17 protein-coding genes are annotated in these 18320 nt (G+C 68.8%); 13 read left to right on the forward strand and 4 right to left on the reverse strand.

Going from position 1 to position 18320, the window contains the following annotated elements; all coding sequences use genetic code 11:
* The first annotated feature begins 14 nt into the window (after window positions 1-14).
* The 4 genes from P7V53_RS24810 (at window position 15) to fliR (ending at window position 2362) form a co-directional block, all read left to right on the forward strand.
* A complete protein-coding gene (locus P7V53_RS24810; protein ID WP_280152164.1) occupies window positions 15-368 on the forward strand; it encodes a flagellar biosynthetic protein FliO in 354 nt (117 codons plus the stop codon).
* A complete protein-coding gene (fliP, locus tag P7V53_RS24815; RefSeq protein WP_280152165.1) occupies window positions 365-1132 on the forward strand; it encodes a flagellar type III secretion system pore protein FliP in 768 nt (255 codons plus the stop codon). The genes P7V53_RS24810 and fliP overlap by 4 nt, the downstream gene beginning before the upstream one ends.
* Window positions 1133-1331: 199 nt before the next feature.
* Complete coding sequence (fliQ, locus tag P7V53_RS24820) at window positions 1332-1601, forward strand: flagellar biosynthesis protein FliQ (RefSeq protein WP_280152166.1); 270 nt, start codon at window positions 1332-1334, stop codon at window positions 1599-1601.
* A complete protein-coding gene (gene fliR / locus P7V53_RS24825; RefSeq protein ID WP_280152167.1) occupies window positions 1601-2362 on the forward strand; it encodes a flagellar biosynthetic protein FliR in 762 nt (253 codons plus the stop codon). Before fliQ ends, fliR begins: the two co-directional genes overlap by 1 nt.
* A gap of 51 nt (window positions 2363-2413) precedes the next feature.
* Here the strand turns inward: fliR and P7V53_RS24830 are convergent, their stop codons facing one another.
* Together P7V53_RS24830 and P7V53_RS24835 are read right to left on the reverse strand one after the other, a co-directional pair.
* On the reverse strand, window positions 2414-3049 hold the full coding sequence (locus P7V53_RS24830; RefSeq protein WP_280152168.1) for a response regulator transcription factor: 636 nt from the start codon (window positions 3047-3049) through the stop codon (window positions 2414-2416).
* Entirely contained in the window at window positions 3046-4203 is a 1158-nt protein-coding gene (locus P7V53_RS24835; RefSeq protein ID WP_280152169.1) for a response regulator, read from the reverse strand. The genes P7V53_RS24830 and P7V53_RS24835 overlap by 4 nt, the downstream gene beginning before the upstream one ends.
* 221 nt (window positions 4204-4424) lie before the next feature.
* Between P7V53_RS24835 and P7V53_RS24840 the strand changes: the two genes are divergently transcribed.
* The 9 genes from P7V53_RS24840 to P7V53_RS24880 all read left to right on the forward strand — a co-directional run bounded on the left by P7V53_RS24840 (window position 4425) and on the right by P7V53_RS24880 (window position 15335).
* Complete coding sequence (locus P7V53_RS24840) at window positions 4425-4883, forward strand: hypothetical protein (RefSeq protein ID WP_280152170.1); 459 nt, start codon at window positions 4425-4427, stop codon at window positions 4881-4883.
* Between the two features lie 76 nt (window positions 4884-4959).
* On the forward strand, window positions 4960-5322 hold the full coding sequence (locus P7V53_RS24845) for a response regulator (protein ID WP_280152171.1): 363 nt from the start codon (window positions 4960-4962) through the stop codon (window positions 5320-5322).
* Between the two features lie 43 nt (window positions 5323-5365).
* Window positions 5366-7504 carry a chemotaxis protein CheW gene (locus tag P7V53_RS24850; protein ID WP_280152172.1) on the forward strand — a complete coding sequence of 713 codons (2139 nt, stop codon included), beginning with the start codon at window positions 5366-5368 and terminating at the stop codon, window positions 7502-7504.
* A gap of 16 nt (window positions 7505-7520) precedes the next feature.
* Entirely contained in the window at window positions 7521-9077 is a 1557-nt protein-coding gene (locus P7V53_RS24855; RefSeq protein WP_280152173.1) for a methyl-accepting chemotaxis protein, read from the forward strand.
* Window positions 9074-10660, forward strand: a complete 1587-nt coding sequence (locus P7V53_RS24860) for a methyl-accepting chemotaxis protein (protein ID WP_280152174.1) — start codon at window positions 9074-9076, stop codon at window positions 10658-10660. Before P7V53_RS24855 ends, P7V53_RS24860 begins: the two co-directional genes overlap by 4 nt.
* Window positions 10657-11169, forward strand: a complete 513-nt coding sequence (locus P7V53_RS24865; protein ID WP_280152175.1) for a chemotaxis protein CheW — start codon at window positions 10657-10659, stop codon at window positions 11167-11169. Before P7V53_RS24860 ends, P7V53_RS24865 begins: the two co-directional genes overlap by 4 nt.
* 239 nt (window positions 11170-11408) lie before the next feature.
* On the forward strand, window positions 11409-12998 hold the full coding sequence (locus P7V53_RS24870) for a methyl-accepting chemotaxis protein (protein WP_280152176.1): 1590 nt from the start codon (window positions 11409-11411) through the stop codon (window positions 12996-12998).
* Window positions 12999-13026: 28 nt separating this feature from the next.
* Window positions 13027-14799 carry a methyl-accepting chemotaxis protein gene (locus tag P7V53_RS24875; RefSeq protein WP_280152177.1) on the forward strand — a complete coding sequence of 591 codons (1773 nt, stop codon included), beginning with the start codon at window positions 13027-13029 and terminating at the stop codon, window positions 14797-14799.
* A 23-nt stretch (window positions 14800-14822) separates the two neighbouring features.
* Window positions 14823-15335, forward strand: a complete 513-nt coding sequence (locus tag P7V53_RS24880) for a chemotaxis protein CheW (protein WP_280152175.1) — start codon at window positions 14823-14825, stop codon at window positions 15333-15335.
* A gap of 64 nt (window positions 15336-15399) precedes the next feature.
* On the opposite strand, the gene P7V53_RS24885 is transcribed toward P7V53_RS24880, so the two are convergent.
* Together P7V53_RS24885 and P7V53_RS24890 are read right to left on the reverse strand one after the other, a co-directional pair.
* Complete coding sequence (locus tag P7V53_RS24885; RefSeq protein ID WP_280152178.1) at window positions 15400-17232, reverse strand: OPT/YSL family transporter; 1833 nt, start codon at window positions 17230-17232, stop codon at window positions 15400-15402.
* 176 nt (window positions 17233-17408) lie between these two features.
* A complete protein-coding gene (locus P7V53_RS24890) occupies window positions 17409-18311 on the reverse strand; it encodes a LysR substrate-binding domain-containing protein (protein WP_280152179.1) in 903 nt (300 codons plus the stop codon).
* Window positions 18312-18320 lie beyond the last annotated feature (9 nt).

An 18320-nucleotide genomic window follows, 5' to 3' on the forward strand; every position in this document is an offset into this window, starting at 1 on the left:
TTTCCGGCACCTTCATGACATCCCAAGGCTTCAATTCGCTCCTCTGGTTCGTCGCGATCCTCGCGATGATCCCGCTCGCGCTGTGGCTGCTCAAGCGCACGCCGATCGGCGGCGCCACGTCGCACGGGCTGATGCGCAGCATCGCCGTGCTGCCGATCTCGCCGAGCCAGCGGATCGTGACGGTGGAAGTGGGCCAGGGCGACCAGCGCCGCTGGCTCGTGCTCGGCGTCACCGCGCAGAGCATCAGCACGCTGCACGAGATGGCGCCTCAGGACGATGCCATCGCGGGAACGCCGGCAGCGGCGCCGCCCATGCCGTTCGCGCAGCTGCTGTCGCGCCTGCGCCAGGACAAGGGGCAGCCGAAGTGAACGACTGTCGTCCTCGCCGCATCGCGCTCATCGCCGGCCTGTCGGTGTTGTCGGCGCTTCCTGCATCGGCTTTAGCCCAGGGCACCGGCGGCGCCAGCCTGCCGCTGCTGGTGGGACAGAGCGCCGGCAGCACCAGCTACTCGGTGCCGATCCAGACGCTGCTGTTCTTCACCGCGCTGAGCTTCCTGCCGGCGGTGCTGCTGCTGATGACGGGCTTCACGCGCATCGTCATCGTGCTGAGCCTCATGCGCCAGGCGATCGGCACGCAGGCCGCGCCGCCCAACCAGGTCGTCATCGGCCTCAGCCTGTTCCTCACGTTCTTCGTCATGGGACCGACGATCGACAAGGTGTACGCCGACGCCTACCTGCCGTACTCGGAGAACAAGATCGCCTTCGACGAGGCGCTCAAGCGCGGCGAGGTGCCGATGCGCGCCTTCATGCTCAAGCAGACGCGCCAGTCCGACGTGATGCTGTTCGCCAAGCTGGCCAAGGTGGACCCGGCGGGGCCCGCAGCCGAGGTGCCGTTCAAGGTGCTGGTGCCCGCCTTCGTGACCAGCGAGCTGAAGAGCGCCTTCCAGATCGGCTTTCTGATCTTCATCCCGTTCCTCGTCATCGACATGATCGTCGCCAGCGTGCTGATGAGCCTGGGCATGATGATGCTGAGCCCGGTGCTCGTCGCGCTGCCGTTCAAGCTGATGCTGTTCGTGCTGGCCGATGGATGGAACCTGCTGCTGGGGTCGCTGGCAGCGAGCTTCGCGACCTAGGGCCCGTTAACGCTATGGGAGGCCTCGCGTGACTCAGCAAAGCGGCGCCCGCAAGGCGCGAAGCGCAGCCGTAGCGGTGTCCACGGCGAGCATTCGCAACGCGGCGGGCGCCGCTTTGCTGAGATCACCCGCAGCGCCGGCACCGGCGCGAGGCCTCCCATAGCGTCAACAGGCCCTAGTCGCCGCACATCGATACACCATGGACTCCCAAGCCGTCTTCACCTTCGGCCAGCAAGGCCTCTACCTCCTGCTGATGGTCGCCGCGCCGGTGCTGCTCACCGTGCTCGTCGTGGGCCTGGTCGTCAGCATCTTCCAGGCGGCGACGCAGATCCACGAGGCGACGCTGTCGTTCGTGCCGAAGATCGTGGCGGCGGTCGCGGTGCTGGCAATCGCCGGGCCGTGGATGCTGACCACCCTGGTCGAATACCTCCAGCGGACGCTGCAGGCGATCCCCACCGTCGTGGGCTGATGCTCACCTTCACCGAAGCCCAGGTGCTCGCCTGGGTCAGCCCGCTGCTGTGGCCGTTCCTGCGCGTGCTGGCGCTGTTCGGCGCGATGCCGGTGCTGGGGCAGCGCGGTGTGCCGATGCGCCTGCGCGTGGCGCTTGCCTTCCTGATCGCGCTGTGCGCCCAGGCCTCGCTGCCGCCCATGCCGATCGTGGCGCTCGACTCCGCGCAGGCGCTGCTGCTGCTGGTCCAGCAGCTGCTGATCGGCCTGACGCTCGCCTTCGCCGCGCGCATCGTCTTCGCCGCCATCGAGTTCGCCGGCGAGATCGTCGGGCTGCAGATGGGCCTGAACTTTGCCGGCTTCTTCGATCCCATGAGCGGCGGCGAATCCACCGCGGTGAGCCAGTTCTTCGGCATCTCGATCAGCTGGCTGTTCATCGTCATCAACGGCCATCTGCTGCTGATCTCGGCGGTGGTTCAGAGCTTCAACGCCTTCCCGGTCGGGCCGGAACCTTTCGCCTTCCTGCGCACCGTGGAGCCGCAGGTGTGGGGCACCGAGGTGTTCCGCCTCGGCCTGTGGATCGCGCTGCCGCTGGTCGCGATGCTGCTGTTCGTCAACCTCGTGCTGGGCATCATCTCGCGCGTCGCGCAGCAGATGAACATCTTCGCGATCGGCTTTCCGATCACGCTGGGCGTCGGCCTGATCGGGATCCTGCTCACGCTGCCGATGATGCAGGTGCCCTTCACGATGGCGCTGGAAAGGCTGCTGAGTCATTTCCAGTAGCTGCATTGCTCCCTCTCCCGCCGAACGCGGGAGGCAGCGGCGTCGACAGTCTCAGCTCCCCACCAGCCCGTTGCGGATGGCGTAGACCGTCAGCTCCGAGTTGTTCTGCAAGCCGAGCTTCTCCAGCACGCGCGCCCGATACACGCTGACCGTCTTCGGACTGAGCATCAGCTCGTCGGCGATGTCGGACAGCCGCTTGCCCGAGGCGATCATCACCAGGGTCTGGAGCTCCCGGTCCGACAGCTTTTCGTGGGCCATCTCGTTGACCGGCGTGGTGAGGCTCTCCACCAGCATCTGCGCGATCTCGGGCGTGACGTACTTGCGGCCCTGCGCCACCGTGCGCACCGCGGCGACGATGAGCGCCGGGTCGCCGCCCTTGTTGACGTAGCCGAAGGCACCGGCGCGCAGGGCACGGATGGCGTACTGGTCCTCCGGGTACATCGAGACCACCAGCACCCTCAGGGTCGACCCTTCGTCCTTGAGCACGTGCAGCACGTCCAGGCCGCTGCGGCCCGGCAGGTTGATGTCGAGCACGAGCACGTCGCAGGCGGTGTTGCGCAGCAGCGTGCGCAGCTCGCCGTAGTCGCCCGCCTCGCCGACGACCTGGATGTCCGGCGCGTCGGACAGCGTGTCCCGAATGCCGCGGCGGATCAGGGCGTGGTCGTCGCAGAGGATGACTTTGATCATAGTTCGCCCCATTCGGTCGGGTCCTGGTTCTCGTGCACCGCCGGCGGCGGCTCGGCTGCACGCGTGGCGCCTTCGTGCAAGGGCACCGACAGGATCAGCGTGGTGCCCCCGGGCCCGCTGCTCAGGTCGACCCAGCCGCCGACGGTGCGCGCCCGCTCGTGCAGTCCGCGGATTCCGAACGAGCGCGCCTTGGACAGGTCTTCCTGGCTCAGACCGCGGCCGTTGTCGCTCACCTCCAATGACAGCACACCGCCGGCCAGCGCCAGGTCGATCTCCACGCGTGAGGCCTGGGCATGCTTGGTGATGTTGGTCAGGGCCTCCTGAGCCGTGCGGTAGGCGACCAGCGGCACGCCGGCCGGCAGCCGATGAAGCTGCTCCAGCGCCGCCGGCGGCGTGCGCAGGTGGCAGCTGACGCCGGTGCGGCGCTCGAATCGGGCGGCCATCCACTGCAGCGCCGCCACCAGGCCCTGCTCGAGGATGGCCGGCCGCAGGTTGTGCATGATGCGTTGGCTGGCCTCGATCGCCAGCGTGACGGTCTCCAGCGCGCCGTTGACGCGCGACACCACCTTGGGATCGGTGCTGTGGCGCGCGATCCAGGCCAGATCGAACTTCAGCGCGGTGAGCGAGCCCCCCACGTCGTCGTGGATTTCGCGCGCAATGGCGGCCCGCTCCATCTCGACGCTGGTCTGCAAGTGCTGCGCCAGCTCGTGCAGCCGCTGCTTCGAAGCGCCCAGCTCCCGATCGGCGAGCTCGCGCGCCCGGCGGGTCTCGCTGGCCTCGATGGCGTGCAGCAGCGCGGGCTCCAGTCGCGCGAGGTTGTTCTTCAGCAGGTAGTCGCTCGCGCCGTTGCGCATCGCCTCGACCGCCGTGTCCTCGCCGATTTCGCCCGACACCAGCACGAACGGGATGTCGAGCATGTGTGCCTTCAGCAGGTCGAGGGCGACCAGCCCGGAGAAGCCCGGCAGGTTGTAGTCGGAGACGACGACATCCCAGGGGTGTTCCAGCGCGCGCAGGTAGTCGCCCTCGTTGTCGACGCGCAGCGCCTGAACCGCCATGCCGCCGCGCTTCAGGTGCGCCAGCGTGAGCTCGTGGTCGAGCTCGGAGTCCTCGAGATGGAGCAGGCGCAGCGGGCGGTTGACCGTGAAATGCGTCATGAACCAAGTATGCCGGCGGTTTGCGCGATGCGAACCCCAACATTCGAATGCTGCCGCTCCCCGCCCGGCGCGCAGCCGAATAGCGCGGTGTTTTGCCGCGTGATCGGCCTAATGTCCGACGACCCCCTGCCGAAAATCCATCGTATGCGCAATGGACCGCGCTGGCCGTGATCGCGCTCGCGCGTCGCGACGACCGAAGCCTTTCGTGGAGCACGAAGCCGATGAATGACGCCACTCAGCAGACCGAAGGGGGAAGCACCCTGCCCCTGCTGGCGGCCGCGGACCTGCAGGACCATCTGATGACGGCGACCCACGACCTGGATCGCCTGCAGACCCTGCTGGCCGACGCCTGCGACGTGCTGTCGCGCAGCTTCTACGGCGCATCGGAGCAGGTCCGCGCACTCATGGATGCGCCCGACGCGACCGGCGGCACCGACAACGGCGTCTACGAGGGGCTGATGCAGCACCTGGGCGGCGCCGTCACCGCGCTGCAGTTCCAGGACATGGCCTCGCAGCTGATCAACCACACCCACCGGCGCCTGCGCTGCTGCGCCGACCAGATCGCGCGGGCGGCGATGGGCGACGACGAGGACGGCGCAGCCGTCGTCGAGGAAGCCCCGCTGCGGCCCAACCCGGTGACGCAGGACGAGATGGACGCCGGGTCCATCGAGCTGTTTTGAACCGCTTTCTCGAACATCCGCTCAAGCCTGCACCCACCCGACCGACAACCCACCCGAGAGACCTCCGGAGAACGACATGCATTCAATCCTCGCCGTGGACGACTCCGCTTCCATGCGCCAGATGGTGACCTTCACGCTCAAGAGCGCGGGCTACAACGTGGTGGAGGCGGTGGATGGGCAGGACGCCTGGGAAAAGGCGGGCAGCCGCGACTTCGACCTGGTGCTGACGGACCAGAACATGCCGCGCATGGACGGCATCAGCCTGACCAGGAAGCTGCGGGACAACCCGAAGTTCAAGTCGACGCCCATCCTCATCCTCACGACCGAATCCAGCGACCAGATGAAGCAGGCGGGCCGCAGCGCAGGCGCCACCGGCTGGCTGGTCAAGCCGTTCGACCCCGCCAAGCTCCTCGAAGTCATCAAGAAGGTCGTCCGCTGAGACGGCCCCGCGTGCAGATCCAACGATACGGAGCCAGAACGCCATGGGCGAGATGACCAACGAAGGCGCCAGTCTCAGTGCCGGCATCGACCTGAGCCAGTTCTATCAGGTCTTCTTCGAAGAGGCCGGCGAGAACCTCGACCGCATGGAGCAGCAGCTGCTCGAGATCGACATCGAGGCCGCCGACGACGAGGAACTCAATTCGATCTTCCGCTGCGCGCATTCGGTGAAGGGCGGCGCGGCGACCTTCGGCTTTGCCGACGTCGCCGAGCTCACGCACCAGATGGAGACGCTGCTCGACAAGCTGCGCCGCCACGAGCTCGCTCCAACCTCCGCGATGGTCGACGTGCTGCTGCAGTCCGGCGATGCGCTGCGCGCGCAGCTGGCGCGCCACCAGGGCGGCGGCGGCCCGGAGATCGACACCACCGAGCTGCTGTTCAACATCCGCGCCATGGTGGCCGGCGAATCGCCGCCCTCGCCGCATCCCACCGCGGCGCCGGTGAAGACGTCCGTGCTCGCCGGGCCGGCGCAGGAAGCGCCCGCGCCGCCGCCCGCCGCGACCGGCTCACCGGCCCGCGCGATCGAGGTGCGCGTCGGCCCGCTGCCGGATCCCAGGCAGGCCGACAACCTGGTCGAGCTGTTCCAGGAAATCGTCGACCTGGGCACCATCGAGCCGATCGATGGCGGCCAGTCGGTCGACGGCATGCGCCGTTTCAAGATCACGACCACCAGCACCGACAACGACCTGCTGGACCTGTTCACCTTCCACGTCGCCCGCGAGCACGTGCAGCTGCTGCCGCTGGGCCCGGGCTACGGCTTTCACGAAGGCAATCCCGGGGTGCCGCCGGCCGACGTGCTCAACGATCCGGGTTACGGCTTCTTCGACGATGCCCCCGGCTCGCCCAGCGCGGCGAGCGGCGACCGCGCGCCGCCCGCACCGTCGCAGCCCCAGACCAGCGCACAGACCGCGCAGGCCCGCGCCGCGGCGCGCCAGGACAAGGCGCCGGCCGCCGCCCTCGAGTCGTCGACGCTGCGCGTGTCGGTGGAGAAGGTCGACCAGCTGATCAACCTGGTCGGCGAGCTCGTCATCACCCAGGCGATGCTTGCGCAGAACAGCAAGAACATCGACCCGGCGCTGTACCAGCAGCTGGCGGCCGGCCTGGCCGACCTCGACCGCAACACGCGGGATCTGCAGGAATCGGTGATGTCGATCCGCATGATCCCGATGTCGATCGTCTTCAACCGCTTCCCGCGCATGCTGCGCGACCTGGCGGCCAAGCTCGGCAAGAAGGTCGACTTCGTCACGCACGGCGAAGCCACCGAGCTCGACAAGGGCCTGGTCGAGAAGATCACGGACCCGCTCACGCACCTGGTGCGCAACTCCTGCGACCACGGCATCGAGCTCCCCGAGGAGCGCCTCGCCAAGGGCAAGCCCGAGGCCGGCACGATCACGCTGTCGGCCTCGCACCAGGGCGGGTCCATCGTCATCGAGGTGCGCGACGACGGTCGCGGGCTGTCGCGCGCCAAGCTGCTCAAGAAGGCGCGCGAGCGCGGCATCGCCGCACCCGATTCGCTGACCGATGCCGAGGTGTGGAACCTCATCTTCGAGCCCGGCTTCTCCACCGCCGAGGTGGTGACCGACGTGTCCGGCCGCGGCGTCGGCATGGACGTCGTGAAGAAGAACATCACCGCGCTCGGGGGCTCGGTCGAGATCGACTCCGCCGACGGCTACGGCATGCGCGTGTCGGTGCGCCTGCCGCTCACGCTGGCCATCATGGACGGCATGAGTGTCGGTGTGGGCGACGAGGTCTACATCCTGCCCCTGTCTTCCGTCGTCGAATCGTTCCAGGTGGAAGACCAGACCATCAAGACCATCGGCGGCTCCGGCCGCGTGGTGGAGGTGCGCGACGAATACATGCCGGTCATCGGCCTGGAGGACGTGTTCCAGGTGCCGCGCTTCGACTTCGAGCACGTCGCCGGGATCATGGTCGTCGTCGAGGCCGAAGGCGGCCGGGTCGCGCTGCTGGTGGACGAGCTGCTCGGGCAGCAGCAGGTCGTCGTGAAGAACCTCGAGGCGAACTACCGCAAGGTCAACGACGTGTCGGGCGCCACCATCATGGGCGACGGACGCGTGGCCCTGATCCTGGACGTCGGCAGCCTGGTGCGCCGCTCCCGCCATTGAACTCACCGGTACTCCCATGAACAACCTGAAAATCGGCATGCGGCTGGGGCTGGGCTTCGGCCTGGTGCTGGCCCTGATGCTGCTGATCGTCGCCGTCTCGTTCTCGCAGCTGCTGCGCATGCGCTCCGACATGGACGTGACGAGCACGTACCAGCGCCAGGCCAACCTGGCCGACAAGTGGCTGCAGAAGACACAGCTGAACGTCAACCGGACGATCGCGATCGCCAAGGCGGCCGGCCAGCCGGACGTCGAGGCGCACTTCGCGCCGCTGATGAAGCAGACCTCGGCGGAGATCAGCGACATCCAGAAGCAGTTCGAAGCCACCGCCGCCGACGCCGCCTCGAAGGCGCTGCTCGACAAGGTCGGCGACAAGCGCAAGGCCTACATCGACATCCGCGTGCAGCTGCTGCAGCACCTGAAGAACGCCGACCAGGTGGCGGCCGAAGCGACGCTCAAGCAGCAGCTGCTGCCTGCCGCCGACCTCTACATGGGCGCCATGGGCGAGCTCGAGCGGCACGCCAGCGACCAGGCCGCGCGACGCGGCGAGGACTCGCAGGCCGCGGTGCGGGCGGCCACGCTCATCCTGGCGGTGCTGGCCGCGGCCAGCCTGGCGGTAGGCATAGGCGCCGCGATCGCCATCACCCGCTCGGTGACCCGTCCGCTGCAGGATGCGGTCGGCGCGGCGCGGGTCATCGCCGACAACGACCTGTCGCAGCAGCTCGAATCGCAGCGCAAGGACGAGCTCGGCGAGCTGCTGCGCGCGCTGGGCAGCATGCAGGCGGCGCTGCGCCGCATGGTCGGCCAGGTGCGCGCGTCCACCGACAGCATTGGCACCGCGTCGTCGGAGATCGCCAGCGGCAACGCCGACCTGTCTTCCCGCACCGAGCAGACGGCGGCCAACCTGCAGCAGGCGGCCTCGTCGATGGAACAGCTCACCGGCACCGTCAAGCAGAGCGCCGATTCGGCGCGCCAGGCCAACCAGCTCGCCGTCTCGGCCGCCGAGGTGGCCGCACGCGGCGGCGACGTCGTCTCGCGCGTGGTCTCGACCATGGACGAGATCAACACCAGCTCGAAGAAGATCGCCGACATCATCGGCGTGATCGACGGCATCGCCTTCCAGACCAACATCCTCGCGCTCAATGCCGCCGTCGAGGCCGCCCGCGCCGGCGAGCAGGGCCGCGGCTTCGCGGTGGTCGCCGGCGAGGTGCGCAACCTCGCGCAGCGCAGCGCCGAAGCGGCCAAGGAGATCAAGTCGCTGATCGGCGCCAGCGTCGAGAAGGTCGACTCGGGCTCCAAGCTGGTCGCCGATGCCGGCAAGACGATGCAGGAGATCGTGCACTCGGTGCAGCGCGTGACCGACATCATCGGCGAGATCACCGCCGCGGCCTCCGAGCAGAGCGACGGCATCGGCCAGGTCAACACCGCTGTCGTACAGCTGGACCAGATGACGCAGCAGAACGCCGCGCTGGTCGAGCAGAGTGCAGCCGCCGCCGAATCGCTGAAGGACCAGGCCGTGCGGCTCGCCACGGTCGTCGCGACCTTCAAGCTGCACGACTCGAGGGAAGCGGCATGAGCCGGCTGTTGGCCGCCATGCGGCGCCTGCGCATCCGCACGCGCCTGGTGGGCACGCTGGCCGTCATGCTGGCGCTGCTGGGACTCGTGAGCGCCGCCGGGCTGGTGTCGATGCGCCAGCAAGGCCAGGACGCCGACGCCTTCGTCAGCCGCGCACTGCAGAAGTCGCGCGAGCTCGCCGAGGTGAACCGCGTCGTCGGCGACATCAACCGCGCCGAGAAGGACATGGTCATCTACTACGACGACCGCATCACGCTCAACAAGCACCGCGACAAGTGGACCTCGTCGGTGGAGTCGGCGCAGAAGCTGCTGGCCGCCGCGCGCGCCGGCGCCGATGCCAAGGAGGCGCCGCTGCTCGACGAGGCGGGCAAGCGGGTGGAGCAGTACGCCGCGGCCACGAAGCAGATCGTGCTGCAGGTGGAAGACGGCGCCTACGACAACCCGCGCATCGCCGACAAGATGCTCGGCAAGGCCAAGGAGCACATGCGTGTCTTCGAGGACACGCTGCTGCAGCTGCGCGCGGCACTCGACGCCGACGCCAGCGAGGCCAGGGCCGCTCGCGAAGCTTCCACGCGCCGCGCGATGGTCGCCAACATCGGCGTGCTGGCCCTGGTGACGATGCTGATCGTGCCCTTCACCTGGCTCAACATGCGCAGCATCTGCGACCCGCTGGATGCGGCACGCTCGCTGGCCGGCGCCATCGCGGCCGGCGACCTGACGCAGCGAATCGCCGTGCAGGGCCGCGACGAGACGGCGGCCATGCTCGAATCGCTGCGTGCCATGCAGGCATCGCTGCAGGCCATGGTGGGCCAGGTGCGTGCCTCGACCGACAGCATCACCAACGCCTCCAGCGAGATCGCCATCGGCAACCAGGACCTGTCGTCGCGCACCGAGCAGACGGCAGCCAACCTGCAGCAGGCGGCCTCGTCGATGGAGCAGCTCACCGGCACCGTGAAACAAAGCGCCGATTCGGCGCGCCAGGCCAACCAGCTCGCCGCCTCGGCGGCCGACGTGGCGGCCCGCGGCCGCGCCGTCGTGTGCGAAGTCGTGAGCACGATGGACGACATCAACACCAGCTCGAAGAAGATCGCCGACATCATCGGCGTGATCGACGGCATCGCCTTCCAGACCAACATCCTCGCGCTCAATGCAGCCGTCGAGGCCGCCCGCGCCGGCGAGCAGGGCCGCGGCTTCGCCGTCGTCGCCGGCGAGGTGCGCAGCCTCGCGCAGCGCTCGGCCGAGGCCGCCAAGGAAATCAAGGCGCTCATCGGCGCCAGTGTCGACAGGGTGGAATCCGGCTCCCGCCTGGTGGCTCATGCCGGCCAGACCATGCAGGAGATCGTCGGCTCGGTGCAGCGCGTGACGGACATCATCGGCGAGATCACCGCCGCATCGTCGGAGCAGAGCGATGGCATCGGCCAGGTGAACACGTCGGTGGTGCAGCTCGACCACATGACGCAGCAGAACGCCGCGCTGGTGGAGCAAAGCGCGGCCGCCGCCGAGTCGCTGAAGGAACAGGCGATGAAGCTCGCCGGCCTGGTCGGCACGTTCAAGCTCAACCATGACGCGGAGGTTCTCGCATGAACATGATCCAGGACGCCACGGAAGTGGCCCGCCACGAAGCCGCGCGCGCGGCCGTCGCCGCCGGCGGCGAGTTCCTCACCTTCCGCCTGGGGGCCGAGGAGTACGGCATCGACATCCTCAAGGTCCAGGAGATCCGCTCCTACGAGCCGCCCACGCGCATCGCCAACGCCCCCGCGTTCATCAAGGGCGTGGTCAACCTGCGCGGGGTGATCGTGCCCATCGTCGACCTGCGCGTGAAGCTCGGCTGCGACAGCGTCGAGTACAACAGCTTCACCGTGGTCATCGTGCTCAACGTCAGGGGCCGCGTCGTCGGCGCCGTCGTCGACTCGGTGTCCGACGTGCTCGAGCTGGGCGCGGGCACCATCAAGGCCGCCCCCGAGATGCACACCGCCGTGGACACCAGCTTCATCACCGGCATCGGCAGCATCAACGAGCGCATGCTCATCCTGATGGACATCGAGGCGCTGATGAGCAGCGCCGACATGGGGCTCATCGACTCCGCCCACTGAGGCGCTACGCCTCCCCTCACCCCGACCCTCTCCCCGCGAGCCGGGAGAGGCAGTCGAGGGGTCCGGCGCGAATTGACCGTCCACGCGCGCGCTATTGCGCAGATCGGCTCACCTTCGCCCGCGCCATCATTTCCTTGCACTTCAGGCCACCCCGCCTGTGCCGATAACGGGCCAGGACCGCACCGGCACCACGGCCGGGATCACAACGAAGGTCGGCAACCACGACCGGGGGAACACGAATGAATCTGACTCTGCTGCTGCGAGGCTTCACGATCCGCACGCGCATGCTGGCGACCGTCGCGATCGTGGCGATCGCGCTGCTCGCCGTCGGCGGCGTCGGCCTGGCGGCCCAGTTCTACGCCCGCTCGATCAACGCGAGCTTCGTCGCGCAGGACTTCGCCGCGATGACGCAGATCGCCCAGCTTCGCAATGCGATGAGCACGCTGCGCTCGCACGAGAAGGACATGATCATCCAGTACGAGAACGCGGTCGAGGTCGGCCACGCGAAGGAAGCCTGGATCAAGACCGTGTCCGACATCCAGGCCAGCGCCAAGACGCTGCAAGGCGCCCTTCACGACGACGCCGAGCGCGCCAAGGTGGCCGAGGCGATGACGCGCCTGGACAAGTTCAGGCAGAACTTCCTGCCGGTGGCCAAGCAGATCGAGGCGATGGGCTTCGATTCGGCGCGTGTCGCCGCCGCCTTCATGAAGCGCGCCCAGCCCGACTACGACGCGGCGCAGGCGACCATCGAGGCGCTCGCCGCCGACCTGGACCACCAGGCGGTGCAAGGCGGCAAGCGCATGGAGCGCACGGCGACGCTGGTGATGGCGTTGCTCGGCGCGGCCGTCGCGATCGCGCTGCTGCTCATCGTGCCGCTGACGGTGATGAACATGCAGTCGATCTGCCTGCCGATCCGCAAGGCCGAGGCCCTCGCGGACGCGATCGCCCAGGGCGACCTGGCGCAGCGCGACGTGGATTCGCGCGGCGACGACGAAGCCGCCCACCTGCTGAAGGCGCTGGCGAGCATGCAGTCGTCATTGCGCCGCATCGTCGGCCAGGTGCGCGCCTCCACCGACAGCATCTCCACCGCCAGCGTCGAGATCGCCACCGGCAACCAGGACCTGTCGTCGCGCACGGAACAGACCGCCAGCAACCTGCAGCAGACGGCCTCGTCGATCGAGCAGCTGACCGGCACAGTCAAGCAGAGCGCCGACTCGGCGCGCCAGGCGGACCAGCTCGCGCTGTCGGCGGCGCAGGTGGCCGCGCGCGGCGGCAAGGTCGTGTCCGAAGTGGTCAGCACGATGGACGAGATCAACGCCAGCTCGAAGAAGATCGCCGACATCATCGGCGTGATCGACGGCATCGCCTTCCAGACCAACATCCTTGCGCTCAATGCCGCCGTCGAGGCGGCCCGCGCCGGCGAGCAGGGCCGCGGCTTCGCGGTGGTCGCCGGCGAGGTGCGCAACCTCGCGCAGCGCAGCGCCGAGGCCGCGAAAGAGATCAAGGCCCTGATCGGCGCCAGCGTCGAGAAGGTCGATTCCGGCTCGCGGCTGGTGGCCGACGCCGGCCGCACGATGCAGGAGATCGTGAGCTCGGTGCAGCGCGTGACCGACATCATCGGCGAGATCACCGCCGCCGCCTCCGAGCAGAGCGACGGCATCGGCCAGGTCAACACCGCCGTCGTGCAGCTGGACCAGATGACGCAGCAGAACGCCGCGCTGGTCGAGCAGAGCGCCGCGGCCGCCGAAAGCCTGAAGGACCAGACGGTGCGGCTGTCACAGGCCGTCAGCGTGTTCCGGCTCCAAGAATGCGCCGCGCCGGCGGCCTGATTCCAGCGTATCGATCAAGAGGTATCCCATGCAGTCTGTCTCTCGCTCTGCCCTGTCGCTCGCGGCCAAGCTGCGCTGGGCCGTCGGCATCGGCGTCATCGCGTTTCTCGCGCTGGTGTCCATGCTGGTTTATCGCAGTCACCTGTCGTTGATGGACGAGAAGCTGCGCATGACGCGCAACGTCGTCGAGCAGAGCATCAAGATCGCCGAGACCTACCACGCGCAGGAGAAGGCCGGCCAGCTGTCGACCGTCGTGGCGCAGGCCCAGGCCGGCGCCGAGATCAAGGCCATCCGCTACGACGGCAAGGAATACGTGTGGGTCAACGACATGCATCCGCGCGTGGTGCTGCATCCCATCAAGCCGGAGCTGGAGGGCAAGGACGTCTCCGACATGAAGGACCCGAACGGCAAGACGCTGTTCGTCGCGTTCGTCGACGCCGTGAAGAAGAATGGGGAGGGCTACGTCGACTACCTCTGGCCCCGGCCGGGTTCCAGCGAGCCGGAGCCCAAGCGCTCCTATGTGAAGGGCTTCGCGCCGTGGGGCTGGGTGATGGGCTCGGGTGTCTACGTCGATGACGTGCAAAGCGTCGCGCGCCAGGAAGCGGCGATCGCGCTGGCCGCCGTCGCGCTGCTCGCCGTGCTCTCGATGGTCGGCATCGAAGTGCTGGTGCGCCGTCTGCAGGCGCGCATGAACCAGGCTGCCGAGGTGATGGGCGCGGTGGCGGCGGGGGACCTGTCCCGCAGCGTCGATCCCGGCGCGCAGGACGAGGTGGGACGCCTGCTCGCGCAGGTGTCGGTGATGCAGTCGCGGCTGGCCGAGGTGGTGCGCCAGATCCGCAGCTCCACCGACAGCATCTCCACCGCCAGCGCCGAGATCGCCACCGGCAACCAGGACCTGTCGGCGCGCACGGAGCAGACCGCCAGCAACCTGCAGCAGGCCGCTTCGTCGATGGAGCAGCTCACCGGCACCGTCAAGCAGAGCGCCGACTCGGCACGCCAGGCGAATCAGCTCGCGTCGTCGGCGGCCGAAGTGGCCGCGCGCGGCGGCAAGGTGGTGTCCGAAGTGGTCAGCACGATGGACGAGATCAATGCCAGCTCGAAGAAGATCGCCGACATCATCGGCGTGATCGACGGCATCGCGTTCCAGACCAACATCCTCGCGCTCAATGCGGCCGTCGAGGCGGCCCGCGCCGGCGAGCAGGGCCGCGGCTTCGCGGTGGTCGCCGGCGAGGTGCGCAACCTCGCGCAGCGCAGCGCGCAGGCGGCCAAGGAGATCAAGGGCCTCATCGGCGCCAGCGTCGAGAAGGTCGATTCCGGCTCCAAGCTGGTGGCCGACGCCGGCGACACGATGAAGGAGATCGTCGGCTCGGTGCAGCGCGTGACCGACATCATCGGCGAGATCACCGCCGCGGCCTCCGAGCAGAGCGACGGCATCGGCCAGGTCAACACCGCTGTCGTGCAGCTCGATCAGATGACGCAGCAGAACGCCGCGCTGGTCGAGCAGAGCGCCGCGGCCGCCGAAAGCCTGAAGGCTCAGGCCACGCAGCTCGCGCGGGCCGTCGGCACGTTCAAGCTCGACGGCGCGCTGGCCGCCAAGGCACCCGCCGTCAGCACCGCACCGGCGGCGCGTGTCGAAACCGCACCAGCACCGGCCAAGCCTGCGGCCAGGCCCGCGGCCAAGCCTGTCGCCGTCAAGCCGGAGCCGGTCAAGCCCGCAGCCGTCGCACCCGCGGCGGCGCGCCCCGCGGCCGCGGCGCCGGCGGCTGCGCCCGCAAACGACGACGACTGGGAAACCTTCTGAACGGCTCCACGGGAGAACCTCGCATGAACATGATCCAAGACGCCACGGAAGTGGCCCGCCACGAAGCCGCGCGCGCGGCCGTCGCCGCCGGCGGCGAGTTCCTCACCTTCCGCCTGGGGGCCGAGGAGTACGGCATCGACATCCTCAAGGTCCAGGAGATCCGCTCCTACGAGCCGCCCACGCGCATCGCCAACGCCCCCGCGTTCATCAAGGGCGTGGTCAACCTGCGCGGGGTGATCGTGCCCATCGTCGACCTGCGCGTGAAGCTCGGCTGCGACAGCGTCGAGTACAACAGCTTCACCGTGGTCATCGTGCTCAACGTCAGGGGCCGCGTCGTCGGCGCCGTCGTCGACTCGGTGTCCGATGTGCTCGAGCTGGGCGCGGGCACCATCAAGGCCGCCCCCGAGATGCACACCGCCGTGGACACCAGCTTCATCACCGGCATCGGCAGCATCAACGAGCGCATGCTCATCCTGATGGACATCGAGGCGCTGATGAGCAGCGCCGACATGGGGCTCATCGACTCCGCCCACTGAGGCGCTACGCCTCCCCTCACCTCAACCCTCTCCCCGCGAGCGGGGAGAGGGGTCGGCGGCTGGATCACCCCGACAGGGTCATCATCAGGCCCACGATCCCGAGCCCCAATGCGGCGAGCGCATCGCCCGCGATCAGGCCGCCTCCCACCAGGGAGGACGTGCTCATGTCCGACGGCAGCTCGACCGCGTCGCCAGGCGCATCCGAGCCGGAGGTCGGCTTGGAGCGGAAGTGGTCCACCACGCTGGTCAGCACGCCGCCGGCGCCGAACCACAGCGCGGTGTGCAGGTTCACGAAGCCGCCGAACGACAGCGCGTAGGGTGATGGCACGATGGCGGTGTCGAGCACGAAGTCGGTGACGCGCCCGCCGCGGCTGCCCTTGGCGAAGCGCTGGTAGCGCGTGCTCGACCAGATGAGCTTGCGCAGCAGCTCGATCGCGAAGCCGACGGCCACGCCCAGCCAGATCGCGGTCCGCTGGTACGGCTTGTCCTCGGTCAGGCTGCGCAGCACGCCGACGAACTTGTATGTCATGGCGGCGCTCCACTCGGCGGGCTGCTCGGCGGCGCTCATCACGGTCTGGTCCTTCAGCAGCACCGGGTAGGCAGCCATGAAGAGCTTGGCGAAGCCGACCGCCACGATGGCGCCGACCAGAATGCCGACCACCTGGTAGCGGAACTGCACCACGCGCGAGGTGCCCAGGCGCCAGCCGGTGGAACGGTCCTGCTGCATGTCGCAGGCGACGGTCGTCGACACCAGCAGCACCGTCCCGGCCATCAGGCCGACCACCGGGTCGTTCAGGCCGATCGACGCCATGATGACCACCGCGACCACGAAAGCCGACGAGATCGGATTGGAGTCGCTGATGCCCAGCGAGATGCCGTTCACCATCGCGAACAGGAACACCAGGATGACCGCCAGCACCAGGTAGCCGACCGGCTGGCCCAGCACGAGGTGGCCGGTGGCCACGGTGGCCGCAGCCCACACCGCGATCCACACCAGCAGCCGCTTGGTGTTGACGCGCTTCCAGTCCTCCTGCGGGGGCGGCGCGTCGCCGGCGGAGCGGCCCTTGTAGCGCTGCCACGCGTGCCAGAAGATCAGCGCCAGGTCGATGATCGCGGCGCCCATGATGGTGCCCAGGCCGATCAGGAACATGATCTTGCGGTACGGGTCGCCCGGCGACAGCCAGCCGATGGAGACGAAGTACGGCGTGGTCCACACGCCGATCAGCGCGGCCACCACGGCTGCCAGGCCGATGCGCGCGCCCACGATCATCCCGGCGCCCAGGGTCGAGGTCGACAGCTCGATCGCCGCCATGAACGGCAGCTTGGCGGCGGCCAGTCCGCCCGCCAGGCCGAGGCCGATGCCGCTGCCCAGCTTGGCGACCGAACGGCGCAGCAGCACCGGATCGGTCAGCGCGCGCAGGATGTTGGCCACGGCCAGCCCCGACGGGAAGGTCAGCTGCAGGCGGTCGAGCAGGATGGGCGTGTACAGCATGCCCACGCCCACGCCGAACATGCCGATGCACAGCATGTAGAGCACCAGCTGCCACATCGGCGGCTGCGGCAGGCCCATCCACACCATCGCCTGGATCAGCACGCCCATCGCGCTCATGCCCGCCACCGATGCGGCGGAGGTCTGGATGTAGTTGGCCCCGTGCTTGCCTTCGACCCCATAGCCGTACGTGACGGTGGAGCCCAGCAGCCCGGCCAGCACCTGCCCGCCGACGAAGAAGCCGAGCGAGAAGTTCATGTACGAGGCGGTCACGCCGCCGAGGGGCCCGAGCACGAAGATGCCCAGCGACAGCAGGAGCGCGTGGTACTGCCAGGTGCCCTGGGCGGGCAGCCAGGACCAGCGCGGCGGCGCCAGCTGGGCCCGGAGGTCGGCGGTGGTGGTGTTCATGCGATGCAATTTCCTTGGGTTGGAGGCGTGGCGCTGCCCGGGTGCGCTGCTTCGTCGGGTGGACGAATCCGCTGTCTCGGACGGCGCGGGCCGATCGGCGATTTTCGGCGCACTGCGGCCTGGGACATATCCGCTTGACACGGAGGGCAAGCGCAGCGCCGGCCCCCGAGCGCGCATTACAACGAGCCCGCCTGCTCCAGCAGCCACTGCTCCAGCGCCCGCACCGATGGCCGCAGCCGGGCCACCGGATCGATGATCAGGGCGTAGGCGCGGGTCGACGTGGCGATGTCCTTGAATGGCGCGACCAGCTGCCGGCTCTTCAGCAGCCCGTCGACCAGCGGACGCCGGCCGATCGCCACGCCCTGCCCCGCCAACGCGGCGGCGATCGCTTCGCCGTAGCCCGAGAAGCTGAGGGTGGTGGCCGGCTGCAGGTCGATCAGGCCGACGGCCTGCAGCCACGGCTCCCACTCGAGCGGCATGCCGCCCGCGTTGCTGACCTGCAGCAGGGTGTGGTGGCGCAGATCCTCGGGCTTCTTCAACGCCGGTCCGCCGCGCAGCAGCCGCGGGCTGCACACCGGCTGCACCGATTCACCGAACAGCGGCCGTCCTTCGGATGCTCCTGCGCGGCCGTAGCGGATGGCCAGGTCGAAACCGTCGCCGCGCAGGTCGCGCAGCTCGAAGCTCGCGTCGAGCCGCACATCGATGCCCGGATGGGCGCGCGTGAAGGCCGGCAGCCGCGGGATGAGCCACAGGGAGGCCAGGCCCGGCGTGGTGGTGAGCGAGAGCACCTCCCGTTGCGACGGCGTGCGGATCTCGGCAACGGTGGCGCGCAGCTGCGTGAGCACCGACGTGCAGGTGGCCAGCAGCCGCGCGCCGTGGTCGGTGAGGACGAGCGCGCGATGCCGCCGGCGGAACAGCGCCACGCCGAGATCGTCCTCCAGCGCGCGGATCTGCCGGCTCATGGCCGACTGCGTGATGAAGCGCTCGGCCCCGGCGCGGGTGAACGACAGGTGTCGCGCAGCGGCTTCGAAGGAAGCGAGCAGGTCGAGCGGAGGCAGGCGGTCAACCGGTTTTTGCATGCGCTGGAG

The sequence above is a fragment of the Piscinibacter sp. XHJ-5 genome (assembly GCF_029855045.1).
Classification (GTDB): Bacteria; Pseudomonadota; Gammaproteobacteria; order Burkholderiales; family Burkholderiaceae_C; genus Albitalea.